This is a genomic window from Niveispirillum sp. FG148, assembly GCF_057809655.1.
This window is the reverse complement of sequence record NZ_JBMDKJ010000009.1, coordinates 61,864-88,554: the sequence shown is the minus strand read 5'-3', so window position 1 is coordinate 88,554 and position 26,691 is coordinate 61,864. Positions and strand designations below refer to the sequence as shown.

Annotated in this window: 22 protein-coding genes; 15 read left to right on the top strand and 7 right to left on the bottom strand. The window is 65.6% G+C overall.

Annotation, left to right across the window (positions count from 1 at the left end; all coding sequences use genetic code 11):
- The first annotated feature begins 10 nt into the window (after nt 1–10).
- Entirely contained in the window at nt 11–2,026 is a 2,016-nt protein-coding gene (paaZ, locus tag ACODTW_RS12165; RefSeq protein WP_488946281.1) for a phenylacetic acid degradation bifunctional protein PaaZ, read from the top strand.
- Nucleotides 2,027–2,050: 24 nt separating this feature from the next.
- Here paaZ and ACODTW_RS12160 read toward each other — a convergent pair whose 3' ends face one another.
- Nucleotides 2,051–2,812 (bottom strand): IclR family transcriptional regulator, encoded by a 762-nt coding sequence (locus tag ACODTW_RS12160; RefSeq protein ID WP_488946280.1) that lies wholly within the window; start codon nt 2,810–2,812, stop codon nt 2,051–2,053.
- 347 nt (nt 2,813–3,159) lie between these two features.
- Here ACODTW_RS12160 and ACODTW_RS12155 point away from each other — a divergent pair, with 347 nt between their 5' ends.
- Entirely contained in the window at nt 3,160–4,101 is a 942-nt protein-coding gene (locus ACODTW_RS12155; protein WP_488946279.1) for an acetaldehyde dehydrogenase (acetylating), read from the top strand.
- Nucleotides 4,098–5,141, top strand: coding sequence for a 4-hydroxy-2-oxovalerate aldolase (gene dmpG / locus ACODTW_RS12150; RefSeq protein WP_488946278.1), 1,044 nt, complete (start codon nt 4,098–4,100; stop codon nt 5,139–5,141). The genes ACODTW_RS12155 and dmpG overlap by 4 nt, the downstream gene beginning before the upstream one ends.
- A gap of 42 nt (nt 5,142–5,183) precedes the next feature.
- Here dmpG and ACODTW_RS12145 read toward each other — a convergent pair whose 3' ends face one another.
- Complete coding sequence (locus tag ACODTW_RS12145) at nt 5,184–5,819, bottom strand: isochorismatase family protein (RefSeq protein ID WP_488946277.1); 636 nt, start codon at nt 5,817–5,819, stop codon at nt 5,184–5,186.
- Nucleotide 5,820: 1 nt separating this feature from the next.
- Nucleotides 5,821–7,065, bottom strand: a complete 1,245-nt coding sequence (locus tag ACODTW_RS12140; RefSeq protein WP_488946276.1) for a CaiB/BaiF CoA transferase family protein — start codon at nt 7,063–7,065, stop codon at nt 5,821–5,823.
- A gap of 246 nt (nt 7,066–7,311) precedes the next feature.
- Between ACODTW_RS12140 and ACODTW_RS12135 the strand changes: the two genes are divergently transcribed.
- The 3 genes from ACODTW_RS12135 (at nt 7,312) to ACODTW_RS12125 (ending at nt 12,249) form a co-directional block, all read left to right on the top strand.
- The gene (locus tag ACODTW_RS12135; protein ID WP_488946275.1) at nt 7,312–8,223 is read left to right on the top strand and encodes a hydroxymethylglutaryl-CoA lyase; all 912 of its coding nucleotides are present in this window, start codon (nt 7,312–7,314) and stop codon (nt 8,221–8,223) included.
- Between the two features lie 62 nt (nt 8,224–8,285).
- Nucleotides 8,286–10,343 (top strand): hydantoinase/oxoprolinase family protein, encoded by a 2,058-nt coding sequence (locus ACODTW_RS12130; RefSeq protein ID WP_488946274.1) that lies wholly within the window; start codon nt 8,286–8,288, stop codon nt 10,341–10,343.
- 28 nt (nt 10,344–10,371) lie between these two features.
- Nucleotides 10,372–12,249 carry a hydantoinase B/oxoprolinase family protein gene (locus ACODTW_RS12125; protein WP_488946273.1) on the top strand — a complete coding sequence of 626 codons (1,878 nt, stop codon included), beginning with the start codon at nt 10,372–10,374 and terminating at the stop codon, nt 12,247–12,249.
- A gap of 142 nt (nt 12,250–12,391) precedes the next feature.
- Here the strand turns inward: ACODTW_RS12125 and ACODTW_RS12120 are convergent, their stop codons facing one another.
- Both ACODTW_RS12120 and ACODTW_RS12115 read right to left on the bottom strand, forming a co-directional pair.
- A complete protein-coding gene (locus ACODTW_RS12120) occupies nt 12,392–12,790 on the bottom strand; it encodes a YciI family protein (protein WP_488946272.1) in 399 nt (132 codons plus the stop codon).
- A gap of 8 nt (nt 12,791–12,798) precedes the next feature.
- Nucleotides 12,799–13,821: an NADP-dependent oxidoreductase gene (locus ACODTW_RS12115; RefSeq protein ID WP_488946271.1), complete on the bottom strand. Its 1,023-nt coding sequence runs from the start codon at nt 13,819–13,821 to the stop codon at nt 12,799–12,801.
- 114 nt (nt 13,822–13,935) lie between these two features.
- Here ACODTW_RS12115 and ACODTW_RS12110 point away from each other — a divergent pair, with 114 nt between their 5' ends.
- The 9 genes from ACODTW_RS12110 (at nt 13,936) to ACODTW_RS12070 (ending at nt 23,667) form a co-directional block, all read left to right on the top strand.
- Nucleotides 13,936–14,247 carry a hypothetical protein gene (locus ACODTW_RS12110; protein ID WP_488946270.1) on the top strand — a complete coding sequence of 104 codons (312 nt, stop codon included), beginning with the start codon at nt 13,936–13,938 and terminating at the stop codon, nt 14,245–14,247.
- A gap of 12 nt (nt 14,248–14,259) precedes the next feature.
- On the top strand, nt 14,260–15,105 hold the full coding sequence (locus ACODTW_RS12105; RefSeq protein WP_488946269.1) for an SDR family NAD(P)-dependent oxidoreductase: 846 nt from the start codon (nt 14,260–14,262) through the stop codon (nt 15,103–15,105).
- Between the two features lie 205 nt (nt 15,106–15,310).
- The gene (locus ACODTW_RS12100) at nt 15,311–16,192 is read left to right on the top strand and encodes a polysaccharide deacetylase family protein (protein WP_488946268.1); all 882 of its coding nucleotides are present in this window, start codon (nt 15,311–15,313) and stop codon (nt 16,190–16,192) included.
- Between the two features lie 265 nt (nt 16,193–16,457).
- Nucleotides 16,458–17,273: an HpcH/HpaI aldolase/citrate lyase family protein gene (locus tag ACODTW_RS12095; RefSeq protein WP_488946267.1), complete on the top strand. Its 816-nt coding sequence runs from the start codon at nt 16,458–16,460 to the stop codon at nt 17,271–17,273.
- 17 nt (nt 17,274–17,290) lie between these two features.
- Nucleotides 17,291–17,812, top strand: coding sequence for a MaoC family dehydratase (locus tag ACODTW_RS12090; protein ID WP_488946266.1), 522 nt, complete (start codon nt 17,291–17,293; stop codon nt 17,810–17,812).
- Nucleotides 17,813–17,833: 21 nt separating this feature from the next.
- Nucleotides 17,834–19,030, top strand: a complete 1,197-nt coding sequence (locus tag ACODTW_RS12085; RefSeq protein WP_488946265.1) for an acyl-CoA dehydrogenase family protein — start codon at nt 17,834–17,836, stop codon at nt 19,028–19,030.
- Between the two features lie 169 nt (nt 19,031–19,199).
- Nucleotides 19,200–20,330 (top strand): CaiB/BaiF CoA transferase family protein, encoded by a 1,131-nt coding sequence (locus ACODTW_RS12080; RefSeq protein ID WP_488946264.1) that lies wholly within the window; start codon nt 19,200–19,202, stop codon nt 20,328–20,330.
- On the top strand, nt 20,327–21,439 hold the full coding sequence (locus ACODTW_RS12075; protein ID WP_488946263.1) for a CaiB/BaiF CoA transferase family protein: 1,113 nt from the start codon (nt 20,327–20,329) through the stop codon (nt 21,437–21,439). Before ACODTW_RS12080 ends, ACODTW_RS12075 begins: the two co-directional genes overlap by 4 nt.
- Before the next feature lie 212 nt (nt 21,440–21,651).
- Complete coding sequence (locus ACODTW_RS12070; protein ID WP_488946262.1) at nt 21,652–23,667, top strand: methyl-accepting chemotaxis protein; 2,016 nt, start codon at nt 21,652–21,654, stop codon at nt 23,665–23,667.
- Nucleotides 23,668–23,675: 8 nt separating this feature from the next.
- On the opposite strand, the gene ACODTW_RS12065 is transcribed toward ACODTW_RS12070, so the two are convergent.
- Entirely contained in the window at nt 23,676–24,980 is a 1,305-nt protein-coding gene (locus tag ACODTW_RS12065; RefSeq protein ID WP_488946261.1) for an amidase, read from the bottom strand.
- Nucleotides 24,981–25,265: 285 nt separating this feature from the next.
- Nucleotides 25,266–26,672, bottom strand: coding sequence for a phenylacetate--CoA ligase family protein (locus ACODTW_RS12060; RefSeq protein WP_488946260.1), 1,407 nt, complete (start codon nt 26,670–26,672; stop codon nt 25,266–25,268).
- Nucleotides 26,673–26,691 lie beyond the last annotated feature (19 nt).

Genomic DNA, 26,691 nt, shown 5'->3' with positions numbered 1-26,691 from the left:
GGATCAAGACATGTCGCATTTGAGCAATTACGCGCTGGACCGCTGGTACAAGGCCGATGGCGGTCTGGTTTCCATCCCGTCGGCGCTGGACGGGTCGGTCGTGGCACAGACCAGCAGCCAGGGCCTGGATTTCGCCGCCATGCTGCACCATGCCCGCACCGTCGGCGGCCCCGCGCTGCGCGCGCTGACCTTTCATGAGCGCGCCCGCATCCTGAAGGGGCTGGCCGAGGCGATCAGCACCCGCAAGGAAGAGCTGTACGCCCTGGCCGCCCATACCGGCGCCACCCGCACCGACAATTGGGTCGATATCGAAGGCGGCGCCGGCACGCTCTACGCCTATTCCTCCAAGGGCCGGCGGGAACTGCCCAATGCCCGCATCCTGATCGATGGCGATGTCGAGGCGCTGTCCAAGCGCGGCAGCTTTATCGGCCAGCATGTCTATACGCCGCTGCAGGGTGTGGCCGTCCATATCAACGCCTTCAACTTCCCCGTCTGGGGCATGCTGGAAAAGCTGGCGCCGACGTTGCTGGCCGGCGTTCCTGCCATCGTCAAGCCGGCGACCGCGACCGCTTATGTCACCGAAGCCGCCTTCCGCATCATGATCGAAACGGGGCTGCTGCCGGCCGGTGCCCTGCAACTGATTGTGGGCTCCACGGGTGACCTGTTCGATCATCTGACGGGACAGGATGTCGTGTCCTTCACCGGGTCGGCCGAAACGGCGGCCAAGCTGCAGAACCATCCCGTCATTGCGCGCGAAGGCGTGCGCTTCGTGGCCGAACGTGACAGCCTGAACGCCGCCATCCTGGGCCCCGACGCTTTGCCCGACAGCCCGGAATTCGCGCTGTTCGTGAAGGAAGTGGCCCGCGAAATGACGGTGAAGGCCGGGCAGAAATGCACGGCCATCCGCCGCGCCCTGGTGCCGGCCGCGCTGATCGATGCGGTACAGGAGGCGCTGATCGCCACCCTGTCCAAGGTGAAGGTCGGCAATCCCACAACAGAGGGCATCACCATGGGCGCCCTGGTCGGCCGCTCACAGCTGGCCGATGTGCGGGACAAGGTGGCGCTGCTGTCGCGCGAAGCCCGCATTGTCCATGGCGATACCGGGCCGGTTGCCGGCGCCGATGAACGCGGTGCCTTCCTGGCGCCCGTGCTGCTGCGCTGCGACGATCCGGATGCGGCCGAGCTGCTGCACGAGGTGGAGGCGTTCGGCCCCGTGGCCACGCTGATGCCCTATCGCGACATTGCCCATGCCGTCGCCATCGCCAACCGGGGCAAGGGTTCGCTCGCCCTGTCCATCGTCACCCATGATCCGGCGGTGGCGCAGGAACTGTTGCTGGGCGTGGGGTCCTTCCATGGCCGCATCCATTTCCTGAACCGCGACTGCGCCAAGGAGTCCACCGGTCACGGCTCGCCGCTGCCCGGTCTGGTGCATGGCGGTCCCGGCCGTGCCGGCGGGGGCGAGGAACTGGGCGGCATCCGCGGCGTGAAGCACTACATGCAGCGCACGGCCCTGCAGGGCTCGCCCGACATGCTGTCCGCCCTGGTCGGGTCCTGGCTGCCGGGCACCAGCCGACAGGAAGGCGAACGCCATCCCTTCCGTCTGCGCTTTGGTGAACTGCCCATCGGCTATTCGATCAAGACCGCGTCGCGCACCATCAGCCTGGACGATATCGAACATTTCGCCCATTTCACGGGCGACACGTTCTATGCCCACATGGACGAGGAAGCGGCCAAGGCCAGCCCTATTTTCGGCGGGCGCGTGGCCCATGGCTATCTGATCCTGTCCTTTGCCGCCGGCCTGTTCGTCGATGCCCCGCCGGGCCCGGTGCTGGCCAATTACGGGCTTGAATCCTTGCGCTTCATCAAGCCCGTGAAGCCCGGCGACAGCATCCAGGCCGTGCTGACCGCCAAGGAAAAGAGTGCCAAGAATGCCGAGATGGGCGAGGTGCGCTGGAACGTGGCGGTCACCAACCAGGATGGCGAACTGGTCGCCAATTACGACCTGCTGACCATGAACGCGATGTGAGGAACAGCCCCCACGGGAGCGGAGCTATCCCGCCCCGCAGGGGCCAAACAATTGCGTACTGATCGCCCTTGCCGCCTGTTCCATCAGCGGGCGCAGGGCGGCCAGCCGTTCTTGTGTCATCTTCGCCGCCCGCGCGCTGGCGGACAAGGCGGCACAGACCCCGCCCTTGCCGTCATGGATGGGCACGGCCAGACAGCGCAGGCCGGCCAGGATCTCCTCATCATCCACGGCCCAGCCGCGCTGACGCACGGACAGCAGTTCGCTGCGCAGCAGGGCCGGTTCGGTGATGGTCTGCGGGGTCAGCGGCACGAAGCTGCCGGCCGCCAGATATTGTTCGCGCGCGCCATCCGGCAGATGGGCCAGCAGCACCTTGCCGATGCCCGAACAATAGGCTTCCAGCTGCATGCCTTCGGTGGAGAACAGCTTCTCCCGCCCGAAAGATTGCTTGACCAGATATGTGACCATCTCCCCGTCAAAGACGCCCAGATGCACGCTGGCCCGTGCCTGGCGTGCCAGATCGGTCACAATGGGCCGCCCCACGGCGACCAGCAGATCCTCCATGTGCAGGTCCGCCGTCAGCCGCAGCAGCGCCGTGCCCAGGCAGTAGCGCCCCCGGCCCAGCCGGATCAGATAATTCTGATCGACCAGCACCTGGGCCAGCCGGTGCAGCGTGGACAGCGGCACCCCCAGCTCATCCGCCGCCGCCGCCAGCGAACAGACCTTCTCCCGCGCCACCAGCGGCAGCAGGGTCAGCGCCTTTTCCAGAAGGCCGGGGGTGGGGGGCATGGGACGGTTCCCTGGTTAGCGTTTGTCTGGCCTCGGTTGAATGACCCTTTTTCCGTCATCCCGGCGAAAGCCGGGACCCAGGGGCCACAGGCTCAACCCTCAACACTGCGTCGATCAAAGCTGACGATCGGTCGGGCGCTTGGCCCCTGGGTCCCGGCTTTCGCCGGGATGACGGGAGAGAGCGGAAGCCGGGATGGCATGCCCCCAAACCTACCCCCAACTCCCACCCAATGGCAATTACCGACCCCCACAAATTTGCCCCGGCCTGCGACCGCCCCTATCGTCCGTCCTGTCGGTCGCGGCGTCCGTCCGCCGACCGGACATTCGAGATGTGAAGGGAGGGCAGCGTGGGCAAGATCAAGGCTGCGATCATCGGGTCGGGTAATATCGGCACCGACCTGATGATCAAGATGGTCAAATATCCCAGGAACATGGAACTGGTGGCCGTTGTCGGCATCGACGCGGCGTCCGAAGGGCTGGCGATGGCGCGCGACCGCGGCATCACCACGACGCATGAGGGGCTGGAGGGCTTGCGCGCCCTGCCGGTGTACCCGGAGATCGACATCGTTTTCGACGCCACCTCGGCCTATGCGCACAGGGTGCATGATGCGGCGCTGCGCGCCGATGGCAAGAAGGTGATCGACCTGACGCCCGCCGCCATCGGCCCCTTTGTCGTGCCGCCGGTCAACCTGGAGACCAATCTGGGCGAGGGCAATGTCAATATGGTGACCTGCGGCGGGCAGGCGACCATTCCCATGGTCGCGGCCGTGTCCAGCGTCGCCAAGGTGCATTACGCCGAAATCATCGCCTCGGTGGCGTCCAAATCGGCCGGCCCCGGCACCCGCGCCAATATCGATGAATTCACGCGCACGACGGCCAATGCCATCGAAAAGGTGGGCGGGGCCACGCGCGGCAAGGCCATCATCATCCTGAACCCGGCCGAACCGCCCATGATCATGCGCGACACGGTCTTCACCCTGTCCGAAGGGGCGGATGAGGAGACGATCCGCGCCGCCGTGAAGGCCATGGTGGCAAAGGTCCAGGCCTATGTGCCGGGCTACCGCCTGAAGCAGGAGGTGCAGTTCGAACGCTATGGCGACAATAACCGCCTGAAGATCCCCGGCCAGGGCGAATTCACGGGCATCAAGACCTCCATCTTCCTGGAGGTGGAGGGGGCCGGCGACTATCTGGCCACATATTCCGGCAATCTGGACATCATGACGGCGGCAGCCAAGGCCACGGGCGACATGCTGGCCCTGAAGATCAGCGAACGGAGGAAGGCGGCATGACCAGCTTCAATCCCGTGACGGACAAGCTTTATATCCAGGACGTGACCCTGCGTGATGGCATGCATGCCATCCGCCACATGTACGGGCTGGACCATGTGAAGGCCATTGCCCAGGCGCTGGACCGCGCCGGCGTGGACGCGATCGAGGTGGCGCATGGCGACGGGCTGAACGGCGCCAGCTTCAATTACGGCTTCGGCGCCCATACCGACTGGGAATGGCTGGAGGCGGTGGCGTCCGTGCTGACCCGGTCGGTGCTGACTACCCTGATCCTGCCGGGCGTGGGCACGGCGGATGAACTGCGCCGCGCCTATGATCTGGGCGTGCGCTCGGTGCGCGTGGCCACGCATTGCACGGAAGCCGACGTTTCCAAACAGCATATCGGCATCGCCCGCGACCTGGGCATGGATGTGGCCGGCTTCCTGATGATGAGCCACATGATCGAGCCCGACCGGCTGGCGGGTCAGGCCCGGCTGATGGAAAGCTATGGCGCGCAGTGCGTCTATGTCACCGACAGCGGCGGGGCGCTGGACATGGATGGGGTGCGCGACCGTCTGCGCGCCTATGACAAGGTGCTGAAGCCGGAAACGCAGCGCGGCATCCATGCCCACCATAATTTGTCGCTGGGCGTGGCCAATTCCCTGGTCGCGGCCCAGGAAGGGGCCGTGCGCATTGATGCCAGCCTGACCGGCATGGGGGCGGGGGCCGGCAATGCCCCCCTGGAAGTGTTCATCGCCGCGGCCGACCGCAAGGGCTGGAGCCATGGCTGCGATGTGAACGCCCTGATGGACGCGGCCGAGGATCTGGTGCGGCCGCTGCAGGACCGTCCGGTCCGCGTGGACCGGGAGACCTTGGCGCTGGGTTATGCCGGGGTCTATTCCAGCTTCCTGCGCCATGCGGAAAAGGCGTCGGCCGAATATGGCATCGACACCCGCGCCATCCTGGTCGAACTGGGCCGCCGCAAGATGGTGGGCGGACAGGAAGACATGATCGTCGACGTGGCGCTGGACCTGCTGAAACAGGGCCAGGGCAAGGCGGCGTGAGGGAAGGGGGCTGGGGCGGCCGATGCCGCCCCAGCCGACCCCTCATCCACGCTTGCCCAATTCCGCCAGCGCCTCGTCCAACCCGATGACATCGGCGTACTTGGCGTTCAGGTCGAACAGGTTGCTCTCATGCACGCGGGCGTCGCGGTCGCCCACGGCCTCGCGCACCACCAGCGGCACGAAACCGTTCTGACAGGCATCCAGGGCGGACGCGCGGACGCAGCCGGACGTGGACAGGCCGGAGATCAGCAGCGTGTCGATGCCGCTGGAGGTGAGCGTGGAGGCCAGCGAGGTGCCGAAAAAGGCGCTGGCATATTGCTTGGTGATGACGGGTTCGCCATCGGCCGGGGTCAGGCCGTCGGCAAAGGCGGCCCAGTGCGGATGCAGGCCGCGTTCAAAACAGGACAGCGCCTTCACCTTGCGGAAGAACACACCGCCATCCACGCCGCCCGGCGTGTAGGCGACATTGGTGTGGAAGACCGGAATGCCGGCCTTGCGCGCGGCCCCCAGCAGGGTAACCGCCCCTTCCAGCGCCTTTTCCACCCCGGCATAAAGCGGGCAGGACTTATCCAGATAGGCATTCACGAAGTCGATGATCAGCAGGGCGGGGCGCTTGCCCCAGCCCAGCCGATTGCCGAACCCGGCTTGCGCATAATCGGCATTCAGATCGATGGTCATGTCAGATGATCCCGGCTTCTTTCAATTCGTTCAGCCGGGCGTCGTCCAGACCCAAAAGGCCGCCCAGCACATCCAAAGTATGCTCGCCCAGTTCGGGGCCGGGATGAACCACGCCGCCCGGCGTGTCCGACAGGCGGGGAGCGACATTCTGCATGGCCAGTTGCCCGAAAGCCGGGTGCGCCACACGGATGATGTTCTGCCGCGCCTTGAAATGCGGGTCCTCCATCATGTCGGGTGCGCGATAGATGCGGCCCGCCGGCACGCCGAACTTTTCCAGCAGCTCCGACAGGGGGCCTGCATCGATGGTGCGGGTCCAGTCGGCGATCAGATCGTCCAGTTCCTGCTGCACGGCGCCGCGCGCCGAATGGGTGGCATAGCGCGGATCGGTCGCCAGTTCCGGGCGGCCCATGGCGTCGGCCAGCCGCTTAAACACCGTGTCCTGGTTGGCGGCGATCAGCAGCATCAGCCCGTCGCGCGTGGGATAGACATTGCTGGGCGCGACATTGGGCAGGATGGGGCCCGTGCGTTCGCGGATATAGCCGGTCTGGTCATATTCGCTGACCAGGCTTTCCATCATGGCCAGCACCGCCTCATAAATGGCGCTGTCCACCACCTGGCCGCGGCCCGTGCGTTCCCGCGCATGGATGGCCATCAGCGTGCCGAGTGCTGCATAGGTGGCGGCCAGGCTGTCGCCGATGGAAATGCCCATGCGCGAGGGGGCCGTGGACGGGTCACCCACGACATAGCGCAGCCCGCCCATGGCTTCCCCGATGGAGCCATAACCGGCCTGCGATGAATAGGGGCCGGTCTGTCCGAAGCCCGTGACGCGCACCATCACCAGCCTGGGATTGATCTTGGACAGGACATCATAGCCCAGGCCCCAGCGTTCCATGGTGCCGGGGCGGAAATTCTCGATCAGGATGTCGGATTGGGCCACCAGATCGCGCACGATCTGCTGTGCCGCCTTTTCGCGCAGGTTGAGGGTCACCGACTTCTTGTTGCGGGCGACGACGGGCCACCAGAGCGACTTGCCATGCGGCTTTTCCCGGCCCCATTCGCGCATCGGGTCGCCGCTGCCGGGCTGTTCCAGCTTGATCACTTCGGCCCCGAAATCGGCCAGCAGCTGACCGCAGAAAGGGCCGGCCAGCAACTGGCCCATCTCGATCACGCGCAGGTCCGTCAGGGGGCCCTGGCGCTTTGCCACCGTGCCTGCGCCGTCCTTGGCTTCGATGCCCTGGTCCGTCACCGTCTTCTCCCGATCAATGTATACATATGTTTCGCATGGCGCGCCGGTGGCCGATTTGGGCAATCCGGCTGGAATTCCGCCAAAGCATGCACATATTAAGGGGTGATGGCAAGAGGCGGAGCGCGCCGTTCTGGCAATTCAAAGCCTCTTGTCAGGTCTGCTTCTGGCATGGTTGTATACATTTACGGATGGCGGCGACCGGAGTGGCGGGTGCTGCCTGCGCGCCGGAACAAGGATAGAGAGCCGATGCTTTCCCAGGTCCAGATCGTCGAGGTCAGCCCCCGCGACGGCTTGCAGAATGAAGCCACGCCCGTGACCACCGATCAGAAGGTGGAACTGATCAACCGCGCCATCGCGGCCGGCGCCAAGCGGATTGAGGTGACCAGCTTCGTCAACCCCAAGCGCGTGCCACAGATGGCCGATGCCGAAGCCGTTCTGGCGGCCCTGCCCAGGGATAACGGTGTCTCCTATATCGGCCTGGCCCTGAACGGGCGGGGTTTCGACCGGGCGCTGGCAGCCGGTGCGTCGGAGGTCAATTACGTCCTGGTCGCGTCCGACACTTTTTCCCGGCGCAATAATGGCGCGCCCACGCTGGAAACGCTGGGGGGCTGGGCCGAAGTGGCAGCCGCCGCCAAGGCCGCGAAAATCCCGACCAGCATCACCATAGGCGCCTCCTTCGGTTGCCCGTTTGAAGGCGAAGTGCCGGTGGCCCGCGTGGTAGAGGTGGCGCAGCGCGCGGCGGAGCATGGCGTGGATGAAATCGCCCTGGCCGACACGATCGGCGTGGCCAGCCCGGCCGATGTGGTGGAACGGTTCCGCGCCGTGGCCGAGGCCCTGCCCGGCATCCGCCTGCGCGCGCATTTCCACAATACCCGCAATACCGGCATCGCCAATGCCTATGCCGCCGTGTCGGTGGGGGTGGGCGTGCTGGACAGTTCGCTGGGCGGCATTGGCGGCTGTCCCTTCGCGCCGGCCGCCACGGGCAATATCCCCACCGAAGATCTGGTCTATATGCTGAACCGCATGAAGATCGACACGGGCATCGACCTGGCCGCCGCCATCGATGCCGCCAGATGGCTGGAAGGGATCATCGGCCGCACCAATCCGGCCATGCTGGGCCGCGCCGGCATCTTCCCGCCGGCCGTGAAAAAGGAATAGCGGCGGGAAAAATCCACGCCGCGTGAAAAAGCAAAAGAACATTCGGGAACAGGAGTTTTAGAATGGCCTACAGGCTTGGCGTGGACGTAGGCGGGACCTTCACGGACCTGCTGCTGATCGAGGATGAGACGGGTGAAACCTTTCGCGACAAGGTGCCGTCCACCCCGCACGACCCTTCCGTCGCCGTCGTCACCGGCACCCTGAAAATCTGCGCCAAGGCGGGCATCGACCCGAAGGATGTGCAGCTTTTCATGCATGGCACCACGGTCGCCACCAACACCGTGCTGACCAGCACAGGCGCGCGGGTGGGGCTGGTGACGACGGATGGCTACCGGCAGGTGCTGCACATCGCGCGCAGCTTCGTGCCGGGCGGTCTGGCCGGCTGGATCGTCTGGAACAAGCCGCCGCTGACGGCACCCCTGGAATGCACGGTGGAGGTGCCGGAACGCATCGGCGCCGACGGGTCTGTCGTCCGGCCCCTGGATGAAAACGCGCTGCGAGCCTCCCTGGAAAAGCTGAAGGGGGAGGGGATCGAGGCCCTGACCATCGCCTTCATCAATGCCTACCGCAATGACGCGCATGAGGTGCGGGCCGGCGAGATCGCGCGGGAGATTTTCCCCGACCTGCCCGTGTCGCTGTCGTCGGAAGTGCTGCCGGAGATGCAGGAATATGAACGTGCCCTGACCACGGTCGCCAATTCCTATGTCCGCCCGCGCGTCGCCAACTATGTGCGCAACCTGAAGGCCGAATTGAACAAGGCCGGCATGAACGGGCAGATGAACCTGCTGCGCTCCGACGCCGGTCTGATGAGCTTTGAAAAGGCCCAGGACCATCCCGTCAACCTGTTGATGAGCGGGCCTGCCGGCGGTGTGGCCGGCGCGCTGTGGGTTTGCGGCAAGTCGGGGTTCAAGAATCTGCTGACCGTCGATGTCGGTGGCACCTCGACCGACGTCGCCCTGATTGAAAATGGTCAGCCGCGTCTGGCGCGGGAAACCGAATGCGGTGACCTGAAGGTGCGCGCCACCTCGCTGGATATCCGCACGGTGGGGGCCGGCGGCGGCTCCATCACCTTTGTGCCGGATCTGACCAAGGCGCTGCGCGTCGGCCCGGCATCGGCCGGTGCCGTGCCGGGTCCCGTCTGCTATTCCCGCGGTGGCGACAAACCCACCGTCACCGACGCCAATGTCGTGCTGGGCTATCTGCCCGAAGAATTGCTGGGCGGCACCATGCGCCTGGACCGGCCGGCCGCGGCGGCTTCCGTGCAGAACATCGCCGACACGCTGGGCATCGGTCTGGCGGCCGCCGCCAACGGCATCTATTCCATCGCCAATGAGACGATGATGGGCGCCCTGCGCCTGATCTCCGTCCAGCAAGGGTACGATCCGCGTGATTTCGCGCTGGTGGCCTTTGGCGGGGCGGGGCCGCTGCATGCCAATGCGCTGGGCAAGCTCTTGGGCAGCTGGCCCGTCATCGTGCCGCCCAGCCCCGGCGTGCTCTGCGCCTTTGGCGACGCCACCACGCGCCTGCGCGCCGAACGCGCCAAGTCCGTGGGCAAGATTTTCGCCGACGTGACCAATGGCGATGTCGCCGGCCTGCTGGCCGACCTGCGCGCCGCCGTCGCCCGCGAACTGCTGGCCGAGGGGGTGGCGGAGGCGGATCAGGAAATCAGCTTTGAAGCCGGCGTCCGCTATTCCGGTCAGGCGTTTGAGGTGTCGCTGCCCGTGGCGCTGGACGGGTTCGCCGAGGGCGGGCTGGAAGCGCTGGCCGCGTCCTTCGACAAGGAGCATGAGCGGCTTTTCACCTTCTGCCTGGACAGCGACCGCGAGTTGGTGACCGTGCGCGCCACGGCGCTGGGCAAGGCATCCGCCATCCGCCTGGAGAAACTGCCGCGCGGCGATGGCGACCCGGCGGCGGCCAAGGTCCGCGACCATGCGATCTGGGCCGATGGGGCCGAACATCCGGCCGTCATTTACGATCGGGCCAAGCTGAAGGCCGGTGACTTTATCAAAGGTCCCGCCATCATCTGCGAAATGGACAGCACGACGGTGCTGCTGCCCGACCATGGGGCGGAGGTTGACGATTACGGGCTGATCCTGATCCGCCCGCTCGCCACCGCCTGACGACACTTCTGGAAAGAGGGACAGACCCATGGTTGCCACGATCATCGAAACCAATCCCACCCCGTTCCAGAAGGTCGCCATCGACCCGATTACGCTGGACATCATTGAAAACGCCCTGCGCAATGCGCGGGCGGAAATGGATGCCACCCTGTTTCGCACGGCCATGTCGCCCGGCATCCGCGAACAGGGCGACGCCTTCCCCCTGATTGCCAACAACGAAGGCAAGATGGTGGTGGGGCAGTTCGGCTCCTTCCTGGGCGGCTTCCTGAAGAACTACAAGGGCACGATCGAGGAAGGGGACGTCATCTGGTTGTCCGATCCCTATTCGGTCGAAGGCGCCATCAGCCATCTGAATGACTGGCTGGTGATCCTGCCCGTGTTCAAGGATGGCAAGCTGGTCGCCTGGACCTGCCATTTCGGCCATCAGACCGATGTCGGCGGCAAGGTGCCGGGCAGCCTGCCCACCGACGCCACCAGCATCTTCCAGGAAGGCATCCGCATCCCGCCCGTGAAGCTGTACCGCAAGGGCGTGCTGAACGAGGATCTGCTGGAACTGGTCCTGAACAATACCCGCACACGGGACTGGTGCCGGTCGGACCTGAACGCCATCATCGCGTCCTGCCGCATCGCCGCCCGCCGCGTGACGGAACTGTGCAGCCGTTTCGGGACCGAGACGTTCGTTTCCGCGACGGGAGAGTTGCTGGAGCGGAACAAACGCGCCATGGCCAAGCTGATCGAAACCTCGATCAGCACGGACAAGGTCAGCTTTGAGGATTATATCTGCGACGATGGTCGCGGCTATGGCCCCTACAGGCTGCGCGCCACCATGTGGCGGGAGGGGGAGAAGGTCATTCTGGACTGGGAAGGCACCTCGCCCCAGTCGGAAAGCTCCATCAATTTCTACCTGAATGAAAACATGCTGAAGATGTTCTTCGGCATCTACATGATCATGGTGTTCGACCCGCAGATCCTGTTCAATGACGGTTTCTATGATCTGGTGGAAACGCGCATCCCGGAAGGGTCGCTGCTGAAGCCGAAATATCCCGCCGCCCTCTCCTGCCGCACCCATGGCATCGGCCGCGTGTTCGACGTGCTGGGGGCCTTGCTGGGCCAGCGCACGCCGGAATTCCTGAACGCGGCCGGCTTCTCCTCCTCCCCGCATCTGATGCTGTCGGGCAGCTATCGTGGGTCGGGCAAATATTATCAGCTGTTCCAGATCGGGTTCGGCGGCATTCCGGGCCGTCCCTTCGGCGACGGGCCGGACGGGCATTCGCTGTGGCCCAATTTCACCAATGTGCCCAACGAGTTCCTGGAAGCCTATTTCCCGCTGCGCATTGAGCGGTACGAGACCATTCCCGACAGCGGGGGGCCGGGCCTGCACCGCGGCGGCAATGGCGTGCGCATCGCCTATCGCTTCCTGGAACCGGGCGCCATCGCCATCCATGACGATCGCTGGTTCACCTATCCCTGGGGGGTGAATGGGGGCGAGCCGGGCTGGCGGTCGCGCCGTGTGCTGATCCGCGCCGACGGGACGGAAAAGGTGCTGGCCGCCAAGATCGACGATATCCAGGTCCGCCCCGGCGACCTGCTGATCTTCGACACCTGGGGCGGTGGCGGCTGGGGCGACCCGCTGGCCCGCGATCCGTCCCTGGTGGCGGCCGATGTGAAGCGCGGGCTGGTCACGGCGGACGGGGCCAAGCGCTATGGCGTCATCCTGGCCGCGGACGGGTCGGTGGACAGCTTTGCCACCGACAGCCTGCGCGCCAGCCTGCGCAAGGTCCGCGGTGAGGCAGGCCTGTTCAATTTCGGCGGCAGCATCGAGGAGTTGCGCGAACGCTGCGTGGCCGATACGGGGCTGCCGGCGCCTGTTGATCCGTCGCAGCAGGAAAGTGTTCGGGCCGCGTGATACCAATACCGGAAAGTTCCGACCTGTGGTCGGCACTTTCCGGCCCTGGTATTATACCGGCTGACCTGCCACCCTGAGCTTGCGCAGACGATCAGGCGCCTGCGCAAGCTCAGTCGGTGGACAAGCATGGGTGCGATTGCGGTCAGGCCGGCTTGGACGCGGCCTTCAGCTGGTCGGCCCCAGCCCAGATGCGGCCACCGATGCCGGTGCCGATGGCCGCGACCGACGGCGTGACCACCACCCTTCCATAAAGACCGCAGCGGAAATAGGGATCACCGCTCATCAGCGTGTCGACATCGGCGCGGTCGGCCGCCTTCAGGATGAACATGGAACCGACAAAGCCCTTGCCGTCATCGGTGCGCATCGGACCCGCCACGATATAGCGGGTCCAGTTGGCTTCCATATGGGACAGGTGGCCCTGCATGAACTCGTCACGCAAGGCCAGCGCCTTGGCCGCATCGTCAATGTCATAGGCCAGAACCAGGAAGGTCGGGCTGTCGATGCGGGGGACCTGGGGGGGATGGGTAGGCAGATCGTTCATCTTGGGCCTCACAGATCCAGGACCATCTTGCCGAAATTGCCGCCATCCATCAGGCGGACCAGCGCGGCCGGCGCGCCTTCCAGGCCGGCAATATGTTCTTCGCGCACCACCACCTTGCCATCGCGCACCAGCGGGGCCACGCGCTTGCGGAAGCCGGCCAGCTCATTCCAGTAATCATAGACCACCAGCCCTTCCATGGTGGCGCGGAACTTGATCAGCGGCACCAGGTTGGGGCCGGGCAGGGGGGTGGCGGCCTTGTACTGTTCCATCACGCCCACCAGCACGACGCGGGCATTCAGCGCCAGCTGCGGCAGGACACCTTCCAGGATGCGGCCGCCGACGCCGTCATAATAGCAGTCGATGCCATCGGGGCAGGCCTTGCCCAGGGCGGCGACCCAGTCCGGGTCGCGATGGTCGATGCAATCGTCAAAGCCCAGCACGTCCTTGGCATAGGCGCATTTCTGCGGCCCGCCGGCGATGCCCACGACGCGCGCACCCATGCGCTTGGCCAGCTGCCCGGCCGTGGCGCCGACGGGGCCCGTGGCGGCCGACACCACGAACGTGTCGCCGGGAATGGGCTTCAGCACGCGCACCGTGCCGGCCCAGGCCGTCAGGCCCGGCATGCCCAGCACGCCCAGCAGCGCCGTGGCCGGCACGCCGTCCAGCAGGCTGATCTTCTGCGCGGCGGTGGACAGCGGACCCTGCGGCACACCGGCCGGCGGCACGTCCAGCACGGCGAATTTCTGCCAGCCGGCGCGGCAGGTCACCCGGTCGCCCACGGCGTAATCCGGGTGCTGGCTTTCAATGATGGTGGCCACCGCCTCGCCCGGCACCACGGCGTCCAGCGAGACGCCGCCCGACAGGTGGCGGCCGCGCAGGGCGCTGGCGATATAGGGGTCGAGCGAGACATGATCGACACGCACCAGCACCTGTCCCGGTCCCGGAACGGGCATCGGCGCCTCTTCCAGGCGGAAATCCTCCAACACGGGGACAAGGCCGACCGGACGGGCCAGCACGATGCGCTGATTCATGGAAAAGGTCCTTTGTTTGTGCGCGACAACAGGCTTGCAATTGGTATAATGATATACCATTCATTCCAGGCAAGCGCTATTCCCATTTCCATCGTCTGGCGGAGGAATCCCGGCATGTCCACGCGCATCATCGCCCTGTTCAACCTGAAGCCCGGCGTCGATCGCGCCGCCTATGAGGAATGGGCGCGCACCGTCGATCTTCCCACGGTCAATGGTCTGGCTTCCATCCAGGAATTCACCGTCTTCCGCTCCGCCGGCCTGCTGGGCAGCGATGCCGCCCCGCCGTACCAGTATATCGAGATCGTGGACGTGGCCGACATGGACCAGTTCGGAAAGGATATCGCGACGGAGACGATGGGCAAGATCGCCGCCCATTTCCAGTCCATCGCCGATGTCACCTTCATCCTGACCGAAAAGCTGGGCTGAGGGGGCGTCGCCATGGCTGAAGGCAAGCGTTTCGCGGGCAAGGTCGCCGTCGTCACGGGATCGGGCCGGGCCAAGGGGCTGGGCGAGGCCATTGCCCGCCGGCTGGCGGCCGATGGCGCGTCCATCGTGCTGTCCGATATCGGCAAGTCGGCCGACGCCGCCACGCCCGACAGCATGATCGGTGGCCTGTCGGAGATGCAGCAGCTGGCCGCCAGTATCACCGCCGATACCGGCGCGCGGGTGGAGACCTTCACCTGCGACGTGCGCGATCTGGCCCAGATGCGGGCCATGGCCGCCTTTGCCGTGGAAAAGCTGGGCGGGCTGGACATCTGGGTCAATAATGCCGGCATCGGCTATATCATGAAGCCGCTGCTGGAACTGGAAGCGGCCGAATGGCAGGCCGTCATCGACGTGAACCTGACCGGCTGCTTCAACGGCATCAAGGCCGCAGCGGAAGTGATGGTGCCGGCGGCCAAGGGCGGGCGCATCATCAATATCGCCAGCCAGGCCGCCAAGTCGGGCTTTCCGTTCGCCGCCGGCTATTGTTCGTCCAAGCATGGTCTGGTCGGGCTGGTGCGCTCCACGGCCATCGAGCTGGGCCGCCACCAGATCACGGTCAACAATGTCTGCCCCAACCATGTGACCACGGGCCTGGGCGCCTGGCAGAATGAATATTTCAGCCAGAAGCTGGGCCTGTCGCTGGAAGCCTATCTGGAAGGGATGAAGAACCGCATCCCCATGGGCCGCCCCGGCGTTCCCGAGGACACCGCCAACGCCGTCGCCTTCCTCTGCTCCGACGATGCCCGCTATATCACGGCGGAAAGCATGAATGTGTCGGGCGGCGAGGAGCCGCATTGAGGGGGGCTTTCCCCTGACGCTGTCGATTTCACTTTTCTCCCGTCATCCCGGCGAAAGCCGGGACCCAGGATCATAGGATCAACCGAAGACGCAGCTTCGATCAAAGCTGCTGAAAGGTCGGGCGTTTGGCCCCTGGGTCCCGGCTTGCGCCGGGATGACGGGAGGATGGCTTCTTTCACCCCACCCACCCCCGGAGTTCCCGCCCATGTCCGCACCCGCCGATTTCACCTGGCCCAATGGCGCGAAGCTGGCCCTGTCCATCGTTGTGAACGTGGAAGAAGGGGCGGAGCATAATATCCGCGACGGCGACAAGGGGCCGGAGCCGCTGGACGAACTGTCGGTGCATGTGGCCAAGCCCATCCGCATCCACGGCAATGAAAGCAATTACCAGTACGGCATCAAGGCCGGCGCCCCGCGCGTCCTGCGCCTGCTGAAGGAATATGGGGTGGAGGGGACCTTCACGGCAGCCGCCGTCGCCCTGGAACGCGCGCCGCATCTGGCGGCCGAGATTGTGGCCCAGGGGCACGAGATCTGCTGCCACGGCCATCGCTGGACCCACCAGTTCTGGATGAAGGAAGACCGGGAGCGGCAGTTCATCCGCGATGGCTTGCAGTCCATCGAGACGACCACCGGCACGCGGCCCATCGGCTGGCTGTCGCGCTATCTGCACACGGACGTCACCCGCCGCCTGCTGGCGGAAGAGGGCGTCTTCTATCACATGGATGACTATTCCGACGATTTCCCCTTCTGGGATCAAGTCCAGATGGAAGATGGCACGACCAAACCCATGGTCATCATGCCCTATGCCATCGACAGCAACGACATGAAGTTCTGGCTGGCCCCGGCGCTGACCCCGCGCGACTGGACCCAATATGCCATCGACAGTTTCGACTGGCTGTATCGGGAGGCGCAGCAGGAAGGGGCGCGGATGATGAGCCTGGGCCTGCATCTGCGCATCATCGGCCGTCCCGGCCGCATCGGCGCCTTCCAGGCCTTCCTGGATCATGTGAAGCGCCACCCCGACGTCTGGGTCACCAGCCGCGCCAACATCGCCAAGGCCTTCGCGGCGGCCGTGCCGGCGCCGTAAGTCGGGCGTTCCGCGCTTCTCCCCCCCGTCATCCCGGCGGAAGCCGGGACCCAGGGGCCAAGCGCCCGACCTATCGGCAGCTTCCATCGACGCAGCATCGACGGTTATTCCTATGATCCTGGGTCCCGGCTTTCGCCGGGATGACGGGGGAGGAGCCTGCCACCCCACTCCCCCCCAAAAACAATCCACCGCTTCCCCACCCCGCCCCTTGACGGGGCTTTCTTTTCCCCTAATATGTCCGGACAAATAGATTTCGAGGATCGCCATGGCGGAACGCTCTTTGTTGTTCGTGCCCGGTTCCAAGCCCGACCGGTTCGGCAAGGCGCTGGCTGCCGGGGCTGACATCACCTGTATCGACCTTGAAGATTCGGTGGCGCCCGAGGGCAAGGCGGCGGCCCGTGCCGCGGCCCTGTCCTTCATTGCCGAACAGGGGGCGCCCGCCGGCCTGTGGCTGCGCATCAATCCGGTGCGCAGTGCCGTGGGTCTGGCCGATCTGCTGGCGGTGCTGGACAGTGCCGCCGGCCCCACGACCCTGATGCTGCCCAAGCTGTCGGACCCGGCCGATCTGGCCCTGGTGGATGAGGTTGTGGGCGAAAGGCCGCTGCGGCTGGTGCCGCTGATCGAAACGGCGGCCGGTCTGCGCAACGCCGCCGCCATCGCCAAGGCACCGCGCGTTTCCGCCATCCTGTTCGGGGCCGTCGATCTGTCGGCGGAACTGGGCTGCACGCTGGATTGGGAACCGCTGCTCTATGCCCGCTCCACCCTGGTCGCGGCGGCGGCCGAAGGCGGGATCGGCCTGCTGGATGTGCCGTCCATCGATGTGGCCGACCTGGAGGGCTTGCGGGCCAGCACGGCGCGGTCAAAGGCGCTGGGCTTTACGGGCCGCGCCTGCATCCACCCGTCGCAGGTGCCCGTGGTGAACGAGGTCTACACGCCGACGGCGGCCGAGATTACCCGCGCAAACCGCGTGGTGGACGCGTTCGCAGCCGCCAGCGGCGGGGTGGCCCTGCTGGACGGCAAACTGATCGAATTGCCCGTGGTGCGGGCGGCCCGGCGCGTGCTGGCCGCCGCCGGGGTCTGATGAAGGGACAAGGTAAAATGGTGCAGAACTGGAAGGAAGTCGGCCCGAACCGCTATCGCGAGACGTTCGGCCGCTATTTCGAGGATTTCCATGTCGGTGACATCTATGAGCACCGCCCCGGCAAGACCGTCACCGAATATGACAACCACCTGTTCACGCTGCTGACGCTGAACACGCATCCGATGCATTTCGATGCGGAATTCGCCAAGGCGTCCGAGTTCAAGCAGAACCTGGTGGTCAGCCCCTATACGCTGGCGCTGCTGATCGGCATGAGCGTCACCGACGTGTCCCAGAAGGCCATCGCCAATCTGGGCATGGACGAGGTGAAGTTCAGCGCCCCCGTCTTCCATGGCGATACGCTGTATGGCGAAAGCGAAGTGCTGGCCAAGCGCGTGTCGGAGAAGCGCCCCAACCAGGGCATCGTCACCATCCGCACCATCGGCAAGAACCAGAACGGCGTCACCGTCTGTTCGTTCAAGCGCAACATGCTGATCCCCTTCCGTGGCCATGCCGTGGAAGACCGGGTCGAAAATTACTGATCCCAGCCGGAGCCAGAGACCATGAGCACGCCCCACCCCGGCATCCACGCCGATGATGAAGCCGCCATTCTGGACAGCATTGAACGCTGGCTGGCCCGCGAAGTCCGCCCCGTGGCGGAAAAGCTGGAACATGACGACATCTACCCGATCCAGCTGGTCGAGCAGATGAAGGAACTGGGCCTGTTCGGCGCTACCATCAGCCCGGAATTTGGCGGGCTGGGGCTGCCGGCATCCACCTATACCCGCATCGTCGCCCTGATCTCTGAGACCTGGATGTCGCTGACCGGCATCTTCAACAGCCATATCATGATGGCCACGGTGGTGGAGAAGTTCGGGACCCAGGCCCAGAAGGAATATTGGCTGCCCAAGTTCTGCGCCGGTGAAATCCGTGGCGGTCTGGGCTTGACGGAGGCCGATGCCGGCACCGATTTGCAGGCCATCCGCACCCGCGCCACCCGCACCGATCGCGGCACCTATATCGTCAACGGCACCAAGACCTGGATTTCCAACGGGATTGAGGGCGGGGCCGTGGCCCTGCTGGTCAAGACCGACCCCGAGGCGCAGCCGCGTCACAAGGGCATGTCCATGCTGATCGCGCCCAAGGTCGACCCCGATACGGGCAAGCGGCATGAAGGCTTCCGCACCGGCAAGAAGCTGGAAAAGCTGGGCTATAAGGGCATCGACAGCGCCGAGCTGATCTTCGAGGATTACGAGCTGGATGCCGAGCGGCACCTGGTCGGCGGGGTTGAAGGCAAGGGCTTCCTGATGGCCGTGGGCGGCCTGGAACTGGGCCGCATCAATGTCGCCTCGCGCGCTGTCGGCATCGCGCGGCGTGCCTTGAAGGAAAGCGTGGCCTATGCCCAGACCCGCCGCACCTTCGGCAAGCCCATTGGCGAACACCAGGCCATCCAGTTGAAGCTGGGCGAGATGGCGACCAAGGTCCGCGCGGCCGAACTGCTGGTCCAGGACGCGGCCGCCGCCTATGACCGGGGCGACCGCTGCGACATGGAAGCCGGCATGGCCAAATATTTCGCGTCCGAAACGGGCGTGGAGGTCACGCTGGAGGCCATGCGCATCTTCGGCGGCTATGGCTATTCCAAGGAATATCCGATCGAGCGCCTGTACCGCGACGCGCCGCTGATGTGCATCGGCGAAGGGACGAACGAGATGCAGCGCATCATCATCGCCAAGCAGATGATTGCGCGTCATCCGGTGTAGTCCCCCCTCCCGTCATCCCGGCGAAAGCCGGGACCCAGCGTGAGGCGCGGTCAGCGCCGACATGAGTCTTGTCGCGGCAGACGCCGCTCTACGCTGGGTCCCGGCTTTCGCCGGGATGACGGGGAAAAGTGTCTGCTGCTGATGTTTGCCCCAACGGAGACCCCCGTCCATGACCCGTCCCCTTTCCGGCATCCGCGTCGTCGCGGTGGAGCAATATGGCGCCGGGCCCTATGGCAGCATGCTGCTGGCCGATCTGGGTGCCACGGTGATCAAGGTGGAAAACGCCGCCACGGGCGGGGATGTCTCCCGCTCCACGGGGCCGCATTTCCTGGGTGACCAGGACAGCCAGTTCTTCCAGACCTTTTCCAAGGGCAAACAGTCGGCCAGCATCGACCTGAAGACCGCCGAGGGCCGCGCCGCCTTCAACGAGTTGCTGAAGGGCGCCGATGCGCTGATCAACAATCTGCGCGGCGACCAGCCCAAGAAGCTAGGCCTGACCTATGACGCGGTGAAGGCGATCAACCCGCGTCTGGTCTGTGCGCACCTGTCGGCCTATGGCCGTGGCAACAGCCGGGAAACCTGGCCCGGCTATGATTACCTGATGCAGGCAGAGGCCGGCTTCATGGCCCTGTCGGGCGAGCCGGATGCCCCGCCGACGCGGCTGGGCGTGTCCATGGTCGATTTCATGACCGGCACCATGATGGCGTTGGGCACCGTGTCGGCCATCCTGGGCGCCAAGGCGACGGGCGTGGGCTGCGACGTGGATGTGGCCCTGTTCGACACGGCCCTGCATCAGCTGTCCTACCCCGCCACCTGGTATCTGAATGCGGGCGACCAGATCACGCGCCTGCCGCGCGGCGCGCACCCGTCCATCGCCCCCAGCCAGTCGTTCAAAACGAAAGACGGCTGGGCCATGCTGATGTGCCAGACGCCCAAATTCTGGGAAGAATTCTGCCGCCGCGCGGGCCGTGCCGACCTGCTGGACCGCCCGGAATTCAAGGATATCCCCGCCCGCCGCGTGAACCGGCAATTGCTGTCCGACACGCTGGATGATGTGCTGTCGACCAAGACCACGGCGGAATGGCTGGAAATCCTGGGCGGGCATGTGCCGTTCGCGCCCATCACGACGCTGGATCAGGCGCTGGACAATCCGTTCGTGGCGGAGATCGGCATGGTGGAGACGGTGGAACATCCCGACGCGACGGACGGCAGCCTGCGCCTTCTGTCCTCGCCCATCCGTATCAATGGCGAGCGGCCAAAGGGTGTCCGCGCGCCCAAGCTGGGGGAGATGGGGCAATGAAGCTGGACGGCATCAAGGTGCTGGACCTGTCGGCCTTCCTGCCGGGTCCGCACATGACCATGATGATGGCCGACCACGGCGCCGACGTCATCATCGTCGAACCTGCCAATGGCACGGGCGAACCGACGCGGGAGATCGGGCAGAAGACGGCGGACGGGGTCACCGTCTGGTTCCGCAATATCGGGCGCGGCAAGCGGTCGGTGGCGCTGAACCTGAAGGACCCGGCCGATCACGCCATCTTTATGGATCTGGCGCGGGAAGCCGATGTGGTGGTGGAGGCATTCCGCCCCGGCGTGGTCACCCGGCTGGGCGTGGATTATGACGCCATCCGCGCCATCAATCCGGGTGTGGTCTATTGCTCCATCTCCGCCTTCGGCCAGTCGGGCAAATATGCGCACAAGCCCGCCCATGACATGACGGTGCAGGCGCTGGCGGGGCTGGTGGATTTCAACCGTGGTCTGACGGATGACAAGCCGGCCAGCCCCAACATGCCCGTGGCCGACATGGCCGCCAGCCTGATGGCGTTCTCCGGCGTGCTGATGGCGCTGCTGCGCCGGGCGACGACGGGCAAGGGCGATTATGTCGACCTGTCCATGTTCGACGCCGCACTCGCCTGGACGCCCAATGTCACCGGCCCGGTCTTTGCCGAGGATCGCCATCCGCCGGTCAAGGATATGCGCAGCTTCGGCGGGTCGGCCATGTACCACATCTATGAAACGGCCGATGCCCGTTTCCTGGTGCTGGGCGGGTCGGAGATCAAGTTTGCTGAAAACCTGCTGACGGCGCTCGGCCGCCCGGACCTGCTGCCGTTTGCCAAGAAGCAACCGGGACCGGACCAGGAACCCCTGCGCGCCTTCTTCAAGCAGACCTTCGCCACGCGCAGCCTGTCCGACTGGCAGGAATTCCTGCGCGGGGTCGATTGCTGCTGGGCGCCGGTGCGCAGCCTGAAGGACGCGTTCGACGACCCGTTCGTGGCCGAACGCGGCATGGTCCTGACCGATGCGGAAGGCTACCGCCATATCGGCGTGCCCATCCGCTTTGCCGATGAACCGGCACAGCCTTGTTTCGACCTGCCCGCCTTCGGGGACAAGTCGGCACGCTGGCGGTAGGCCGGCGCCTTGCGTCGAAACGTCATATCCATATCGGCGATTATTCCCCAACGACGCGCTGTACTTTGGCTATCGTGGCATTGGTCGGCTCTTTGAAGTCCGGCCAATGATAAGGAAGCAGCGTTCCCTGTTCCAATGTTTGGATATGTCGGATCGATAGCTGCTTCCAAAGGCTGGCAGTGGATCCGCAGTGATGGACAAGGCAGGTGAACATGATTGGCAACTTTAAAATCTCCACCCGGTTACGGGGGGCCTTTGGGATTCTGCTGGTCGCCATTGTCGGGCTCACCACCTATTCCTTTCTGTCCAACACCTCTTCGCGGGATCTGATCAAGGGCACGCTGCGCGCCAACAACAACCTGATGACCGCGTCGACCGCGGTGTCGGAGTTTCAGGCCGCGCGGCTGGAAGTCTGGCACTATCTGGCCGGCGGTGATGCCGGCGCACTGGACCGGCACAATGCGCTGATCGCGGAGGCGCTGCGCCGCATCGATGACAATCTGCCCAATGTCCTGGACCCAAGCCGGCAGCGGGAGCTGAGCGAGCTGACGGCGGGGCTGAAGGCGTTGGCGCCCGCCATCGACCGGATTCGCAACGCCCGGACCGGGGATGGCGCCGGGCTGAAGGCCGCCACGGATGAATGGACGGCGATCGCGGTGCGCGTGAACAAGGCCGGGACGGCGGCCGTCGCCGGCTTTGAAGCCAACAGCAACAAGCGCGCGGCCCAGGCCGTGGCCGACATGCAGACGGCGGTGCTGGTCGGTCTCAGCGTCGGGATTGTTCTGATCCTGGCGACCCTGGTTCTGGCCGTCGTGGTGACGCGCTCCATCGTCGTGCCGCTGGCGGCACAGGTGGCGACGGTGCGCCGTCTCGCGGCCTGCGACACCGAATGCACGGTGGAGGGGGTGGATCGCCGGGACGAGATCGGGACGCTGGCCCAGGCGCTGTCGGGCTGGCGCGCCTCCCTGCGGGAAGCAAAGCTGCGCGAGGAGCGGGAGCGCGACGACATCCACCAGCGCGACGCGCGTCAGCACCAGATCGACGACACGACCCGGCAATTCAATTCCGCCATTGCGGAGATGCTGAACCGCATCAAGCAGGTCGTGCAGCATCTGCACCATTCCGCCAATACCCTGTCGGCCAATGCCGAACAGACGCAGCGGCAGAGCGAGGCCGTGTCGCACGCCACCAGCGAGACCCAGGCCAATGTGGAGACGGTGGCCGCAGCCGGGACGGAGCTGATGACCTCCATCCAGGAAATCTCCCGCCAGGTGCAGCAATCGGCCAGTGCCACCCGCGATGCCGCCAGCGAGGCGCAGGATTCCACGCACAAGATCGGCGGGCTGGCCGATGCCGCGCAGAAGATCGGGGAGGTGGTGAACCTGATCAACGATATTGCCGGTCAGACCAACCTGCTGGCCCTGAACGCCACGATCGAGAGCGCACGCGCCGGAGAGGCGGGCAAGGGCTTTGCCGTGGTGGCAGGCGAGGTGAAGAACCTGGCCGGCCAGACGGGCCGCGCCACCGACGATATCGCCGCCCAGGTCGCTTCCATCCAGGCGGAGGCGCAGGCTGCCGTCGCCGCAATCGGGGGCATTGCGCGGGCCATCACCAATATCAACGAGATGTCGACCACTATTGCTGCCGCTGTGGAAGAGCAGGGGGCGGCCACGGCCGAAATTGCCCGCAATGTCGAACAGGCATCGATGGGCACGCGGTCTGTTGCCGACAATATTGCCGACGTGGCGAAATCGGCGGCCGATACCGGCCACATGGCCCGCAATGTCTTCGACGCAGCCAACAATGTGCGGGAGGAAAGCGAGCAGCTGGAAACCCAGATCCGCCGGTTCCTGCACGATGTCTATGACCTGCCACAGGTCGAAATGGCGCGCAGCGACCACAAGAAATTCGTCGACAATATCGTCGTCATCGTCGGCGGCGTGAACAGCCGCCACCTGACGGCTGACAAGCTGCCCGACCATCATAGCTGCCGGTTCGGCCGCTGGTACCATGCCGTCAGCGATGAGGGTATCCGGGCCTGCGGATCCTTCGGGGCGGTCGACCCGATCCACCAGCGTGTGCATACGGAGGCCAAGCAGGCCCTGGCATGCCTGGAGGCCGGTGACATGGCCGGCGCACGCGCCGCCGTCGACCGCATGCAGCAGGCTTCATCACAGATCGATACCCAGCTTGGCCATCTGGGCGCGGAAATCCACGCCCTGTTCTGAGCGGCGGGCTATTCCAGCGCCGCCGCCACGGCCAGGACCACGCCCGCATCGCGGCCGATGACCTGCACCGACAAGGGCAGCCCGTCCGGCGACAGTCCGGCGGGCACAGAAACGGCCGGGCAGCCGATGAAATCGGCCAGGGCCGTGAAGTCCGCCTGGTTGGCGGGTACGGGCTGGTCAAAGGCAAAGGCCGTCTGCGGGGCCGTGGGCAGCAGCACCGCATCCACCCGCGACAGCCAGTCCAGCCCCGCCAGCCGGATTTCATCCAGCCCCTGGTACGCGGCGGCAACCTTGGTGGCCGGCTGTTTGGCCCCCCAGCGCAGCAGGGACAGGAATTCCGGGGAGAAGCCGTCATCGCCCTGCGCCAGCTGGGCGGCATGGGCGTTCATCCCCTCCACCTCCGACACCAGCAGGCCCAGGCGGCGGGCCTGACCGGGCTGGTAAGGGGCCATGTCGGCGTCGCTGGCCACCATGCCGGCCGACAGCAGACGGGCGGCGGCATTGTCGCGGGCGGCCCAGATATAATCGGGCGCCTCCACCCGCGACCGCCAGTCGGGTGCCGCCAGCCGCAGGCCGGACAGGCGGGCCGGACGCGGGGCGAAGCCGGTGCCGGCATGGGCCGCGACCAGGGCGCAATCCTCCACCGTCCAGCCATGCACGCCGACATGGTCCAGCGTCGTCGACAGGGGGATGACGCCATCAATGCGGATGGCGCGGCGGGCGGGTTTGTACCCGGCCAGCCCGCAATAGGCGCTGGGGATGCGCACCGATCCCATCGTGTCGGACCCCAGGGCGGCCGCCGCCAGCCCGGCCGCGACACAGGCCGCCGATCCGCCGCTGGACCCGCCGGGCGTGAAGCCGGGGCGCAGCGGGTTTTGGGTGCGGCCGAACCAGACATTGTCCGTCGTCGCCCCCAGCGCCCCTTCATGCATATTGACGCTGCCCAGCAGGATGGCCCCGGCCGCGCGCAGCCGTGCCACGCAGTCGGCGTCCTGATCGGCGATGCGGTCGCGATAGGCGCTGATACCGGCATGCCAGAAGGCCCCCTGGATTGCGATATTGGCCTTCACCGCGATGGGCACCCCATCCAGGTCCGACAGCGGGTTCCCCGCCACCCAGCGCGCGGCCGATGCCTGCGCGGCCACGCACGCGCTGTCACCCAGCACCTGGGTATAGGCCCTGATCTGCCCGTCCAGGCTGGCGATCCGGTCCAGATAATGCCGCGTCACCGCCACAGGATCGGTCACCGCCCGGCGATAGAGCGGGGCCAGGCCGGATGCGCCGATGCGGGGGGGAAGGGGGGCGTGGGTCATGGGGGGCTCGGGTTTGGGGGGAGGGGCGATGGTGTTCAGGGCAATCCTATCGGGTAAACCTCCCGTCATCCCGGCTTATGCCCAGAGGCGCTAAGTTGGCCCCTTGGAATAAGGTGCCTTCCCCGCGAAAGCGGGGATCCAGGGGCCAAGGGCACTGAAGCGCTGGCTCCTGTGGCCCCTAGACCCCCGCTTTCGCGGGGGAGGCACGAATGTGCGAGAGTTGAAGGGGTGCCCCTGTGCTTATCATCGGGTGACGCTAGAGGGGACGGACCTCCCCCCCCACCCTCACTTCTTGAACCGCTCATCAATCAACCGGATGGGCTTCTGGCGCACGTCGATCTGGGTCAGGGCGGCGGTGGCGCGGTGGTCGACCAGTTCCACGCCCACCTCGATCCCGATCTTCTGCTTCAGCACGGCGCGGCAGCGTTCGGCCACGCCCTGGCGGTCATTGCCGGCGGCCGTGGTTTCGGCCACGACGATGAATTCGTCACGGCCCGCGCCGTCGCGCACGGCCTTGCAGATATATTCGCCGGCCACACCCTCCACGCCGTTCAGCATGGGGCCGATGGCCTGCGGGAAGATGTTGATGCCGCGGATCTTCACCATATTGTCCGACCGGCCCAGGAAGCCCTCGATCCGCTTGAACTGCACGCCGATGCTGGACGCGCCGGTACGCACCTGGGTGACGTCATGGGTGTTGAAGCGGATGATGGGGTGGATATCGTCCTTGTAGATGCAGGTGACGATCATGTCGCCAAGCGCACCGTCGGGCACGGGCGCGCCCGTGTCGATGTCGCAAACCTCCAGATATTGGGCGTCTTCCATGACATAAAGCCCGTCACGGTCCGGCCCTTCGCCGGCGATACAGCCCGTGTCGCCCACGCCGTACCAGTCAAAGCATTCCGCCCCGCCCCAGGCCGCGGACAGTCCGGCCTTGTCCTCCTTGCCCAGATGGCCGGAGATCATGCGGATATTCAGGTCGCGCACGGGGTCGATGCCATTCTCGCGCGCCACCTCGGCCAGCTTCTTGATGTAGTCGGAGAAGCCGACGATCACCGTCGCCCCGAATTCCTTCATCAGCTGCACCTGCTGCACCGACCGCGTCTCCACGCCCGTGCCGGCCGACATGAAGATGGAGGAGGTCCAGTGCAGCACGCTTTCGCGCACATAATGGCCGCCATTGATCATGCCATGGCCATAGACGGAATGGACCACATCGTCGGGGCGCAAACCCTGGAAGCGGTAGAGACGGCCCAGCAGCAGGTTCTGCGCCTCGCGCCCCTTGGCGCCGAACAGCAGGACCTGGGGTTTTCCTGTCGTGCCGCTGGTGGTGTGGAAGACGACGGGCGGGCGCTGCCCGGCGGGATAGCTGGAAAAGCCGGAGAAATCGCCAAAGGGCGGTGCGATTTCCAGGCTGGCCATGATGTCCGACTTGTCAAAGGTCGGCAGGCGGGGCAGATCCTCGATGGAGCGGATGTCGCCTACCTCGATCCCTTCCTTGCCCCACAGGCGCTGATAGAAGGGCGTGGCCCAAGCGCGGGCCACGCAGCGCATGAACAGGCGGTTCTGATGCGACGTCAGTTCGTCCCGGCTGGTCTGTGTCGCAAAGCGGACGAAATCGTCACCGATGGGATGGTCGCGCTGCAACGCGTTCCAGTCGACGGCGTTGAAATAGGTCTGATGCCCGTCCATGGGTGAAACTCCTGTCATA

What these genes read in the sequence shown, in the direction of transcription:
- paaZ (WP_488946281.1), top strand. Translation starts at nt 11, where the DNA reads ATGTCGCATTTGAGCAATTACGCGCTGGACCGCTGGTACAAGGCCGAT.
- ACODTW_RS12160 (WP_488946280.1), bottom strand. Translation starts at nt 2,812, where the DNA reads ATGCCCCCCACCCCCGGCCTTCTGGAAAAGGCGCTGACCCTGCTGCCG.
- dmpG (WP_488946278.1), top strand. Translation starts at nt 4,098, where the DNA reads ATGACCAGCTTCAATCCCGTGACGGACAAGCTTTATATCCAGGACGTG.
- ACODTW_RS12145 (WP_488946277.1), bottom strand. Translation starts at nt 5,819, where the DNA reads ATGACCATCGATCTGAATGCCGATTATGCGCAAGCCGGGTTCGGCAAT.
- ACODTW_RS12135 (WP_488946275.1), top strand. Translation starts at nt 7,312, where the DNA reads ATGCTTTCCCAGGTCCAGATCGTCGAGGTCAGCCCCCGCGACGGCTTG.
- ACODTW_RS12130 (WP_488946274.1), top strand. Translation starts at nt 8,286, where the DNA reads ATGGCCTACAGGCTTGGCGTGGACGTAGGCGGGACCTTCACGGACCTG.
- ACODTW_RS12125 (WP_488946273.1), top strand. Translation starts at nt 10,372, where the DNA reads ATGGTTGCCACGATCATCGAAACCAATCCCACCCCGTTCCAGAAGGTC.
- ACODTW_RS12120 (WP_488946272.1), bottom strand. Translation starts at nt 12,790, where the DNA reads ATGAACGATCTGCCTACCCATCCCCCCCAGGTCCCCCGCATCGACAGC.
- ACODTW_RS12115 (WP_488946271.1), bottom strand. Translation starts at nt 13,821, where the DNA reads ATGAATCAGCGCATCGTGCTGGCCCGTCCGGTCGGCCTTGTCCCCGTG.
- ACODTW_RS12110 (WP_488946270.1), top strand. Translation starts at nt 13,936, where the DNA reads ATGTCCACGCGCATCATCGCCCTGTTCAACCTGAAGCCCGGCGTCGAT.
- ACODTW_RS12105 (WP_488946269.1), top strand. Translation starts at nt 14,260, where the DNA reads ATGGCTGAAGGCAAGCGTTTCGCGGGCAAGGTCGCCGTCGTCACGGGA.
- ACODTW_RS12100 (WP_488946268.1), top strand. Translation starts at nt 15,311, where the DNA reads ATGTCCGCACCCGCCGATTTCACCTGGCCCAATGGCGCGAAGCTGGCC.
- ACODTW_RS12095 (WP_488946267.1), top strand. Translation starts at nt 16,458, where the DNA reads ATGGCGGAACGCTCTTTGTTGTTCGTGCCCGGTTCCAAGCCCGACCGG.
- ACODTW_RS12090 (WP_488946266.1), top strand. Translation starts at nt 17,291, where the DNA reads ATGGTGCAGAACTGGAAGGAAGTCGGCCCGAACCGCTATCGCGAGACG.
- ACODTW_RS12085 (WP_488946265.1), top strand. Translation starts at nt 17,834, where the DNA reads ATGAGCACGCCCCACCCCGGCATCCACGCCGATGATGAAGCCGCCATT.
- ACODTW_RS12080 (WP_488946264.1), top strand. Translation starts at nt 19,200, where the DNA reads ATGACCCGTCCCCTTTCCGGCATCCGCGTCGTCGCGGTGGAGCAATAT.
- ACODTW_RS12075 (WP_488946263.1), top strand. Translation starts at nt 20,327, where the DNA reads ATGAAGCTGGACGGCATCAAGGTGCTGGACCTGTCGGCCTTCCTGCCG.
- ACODTW_RS12070 (WP_488946262.1), top strand. Translation starts at nt 21,652, where the DNA reads ATGATTGGCAACTTTAAAATCTCCACCCGGTTACGGGGGGCCTTTGGG.
- ACODTW_RS12065 (WP_488946261.1), bottom strand. Translation starts at nt 24,980, where the DNA reads ATGACCCACGCCCCCCTTCCCCCCCGCATCGGCGCATCCGGCCTGGCC.
- ACODTW_RS12060 (WP_488946260.1), bottom strand. Translation starts at nt 26,672, where the DNA reads ATGGACGGGCATCAGACCTATTTCAACGCCGTCGACTGGAACGCGTTG.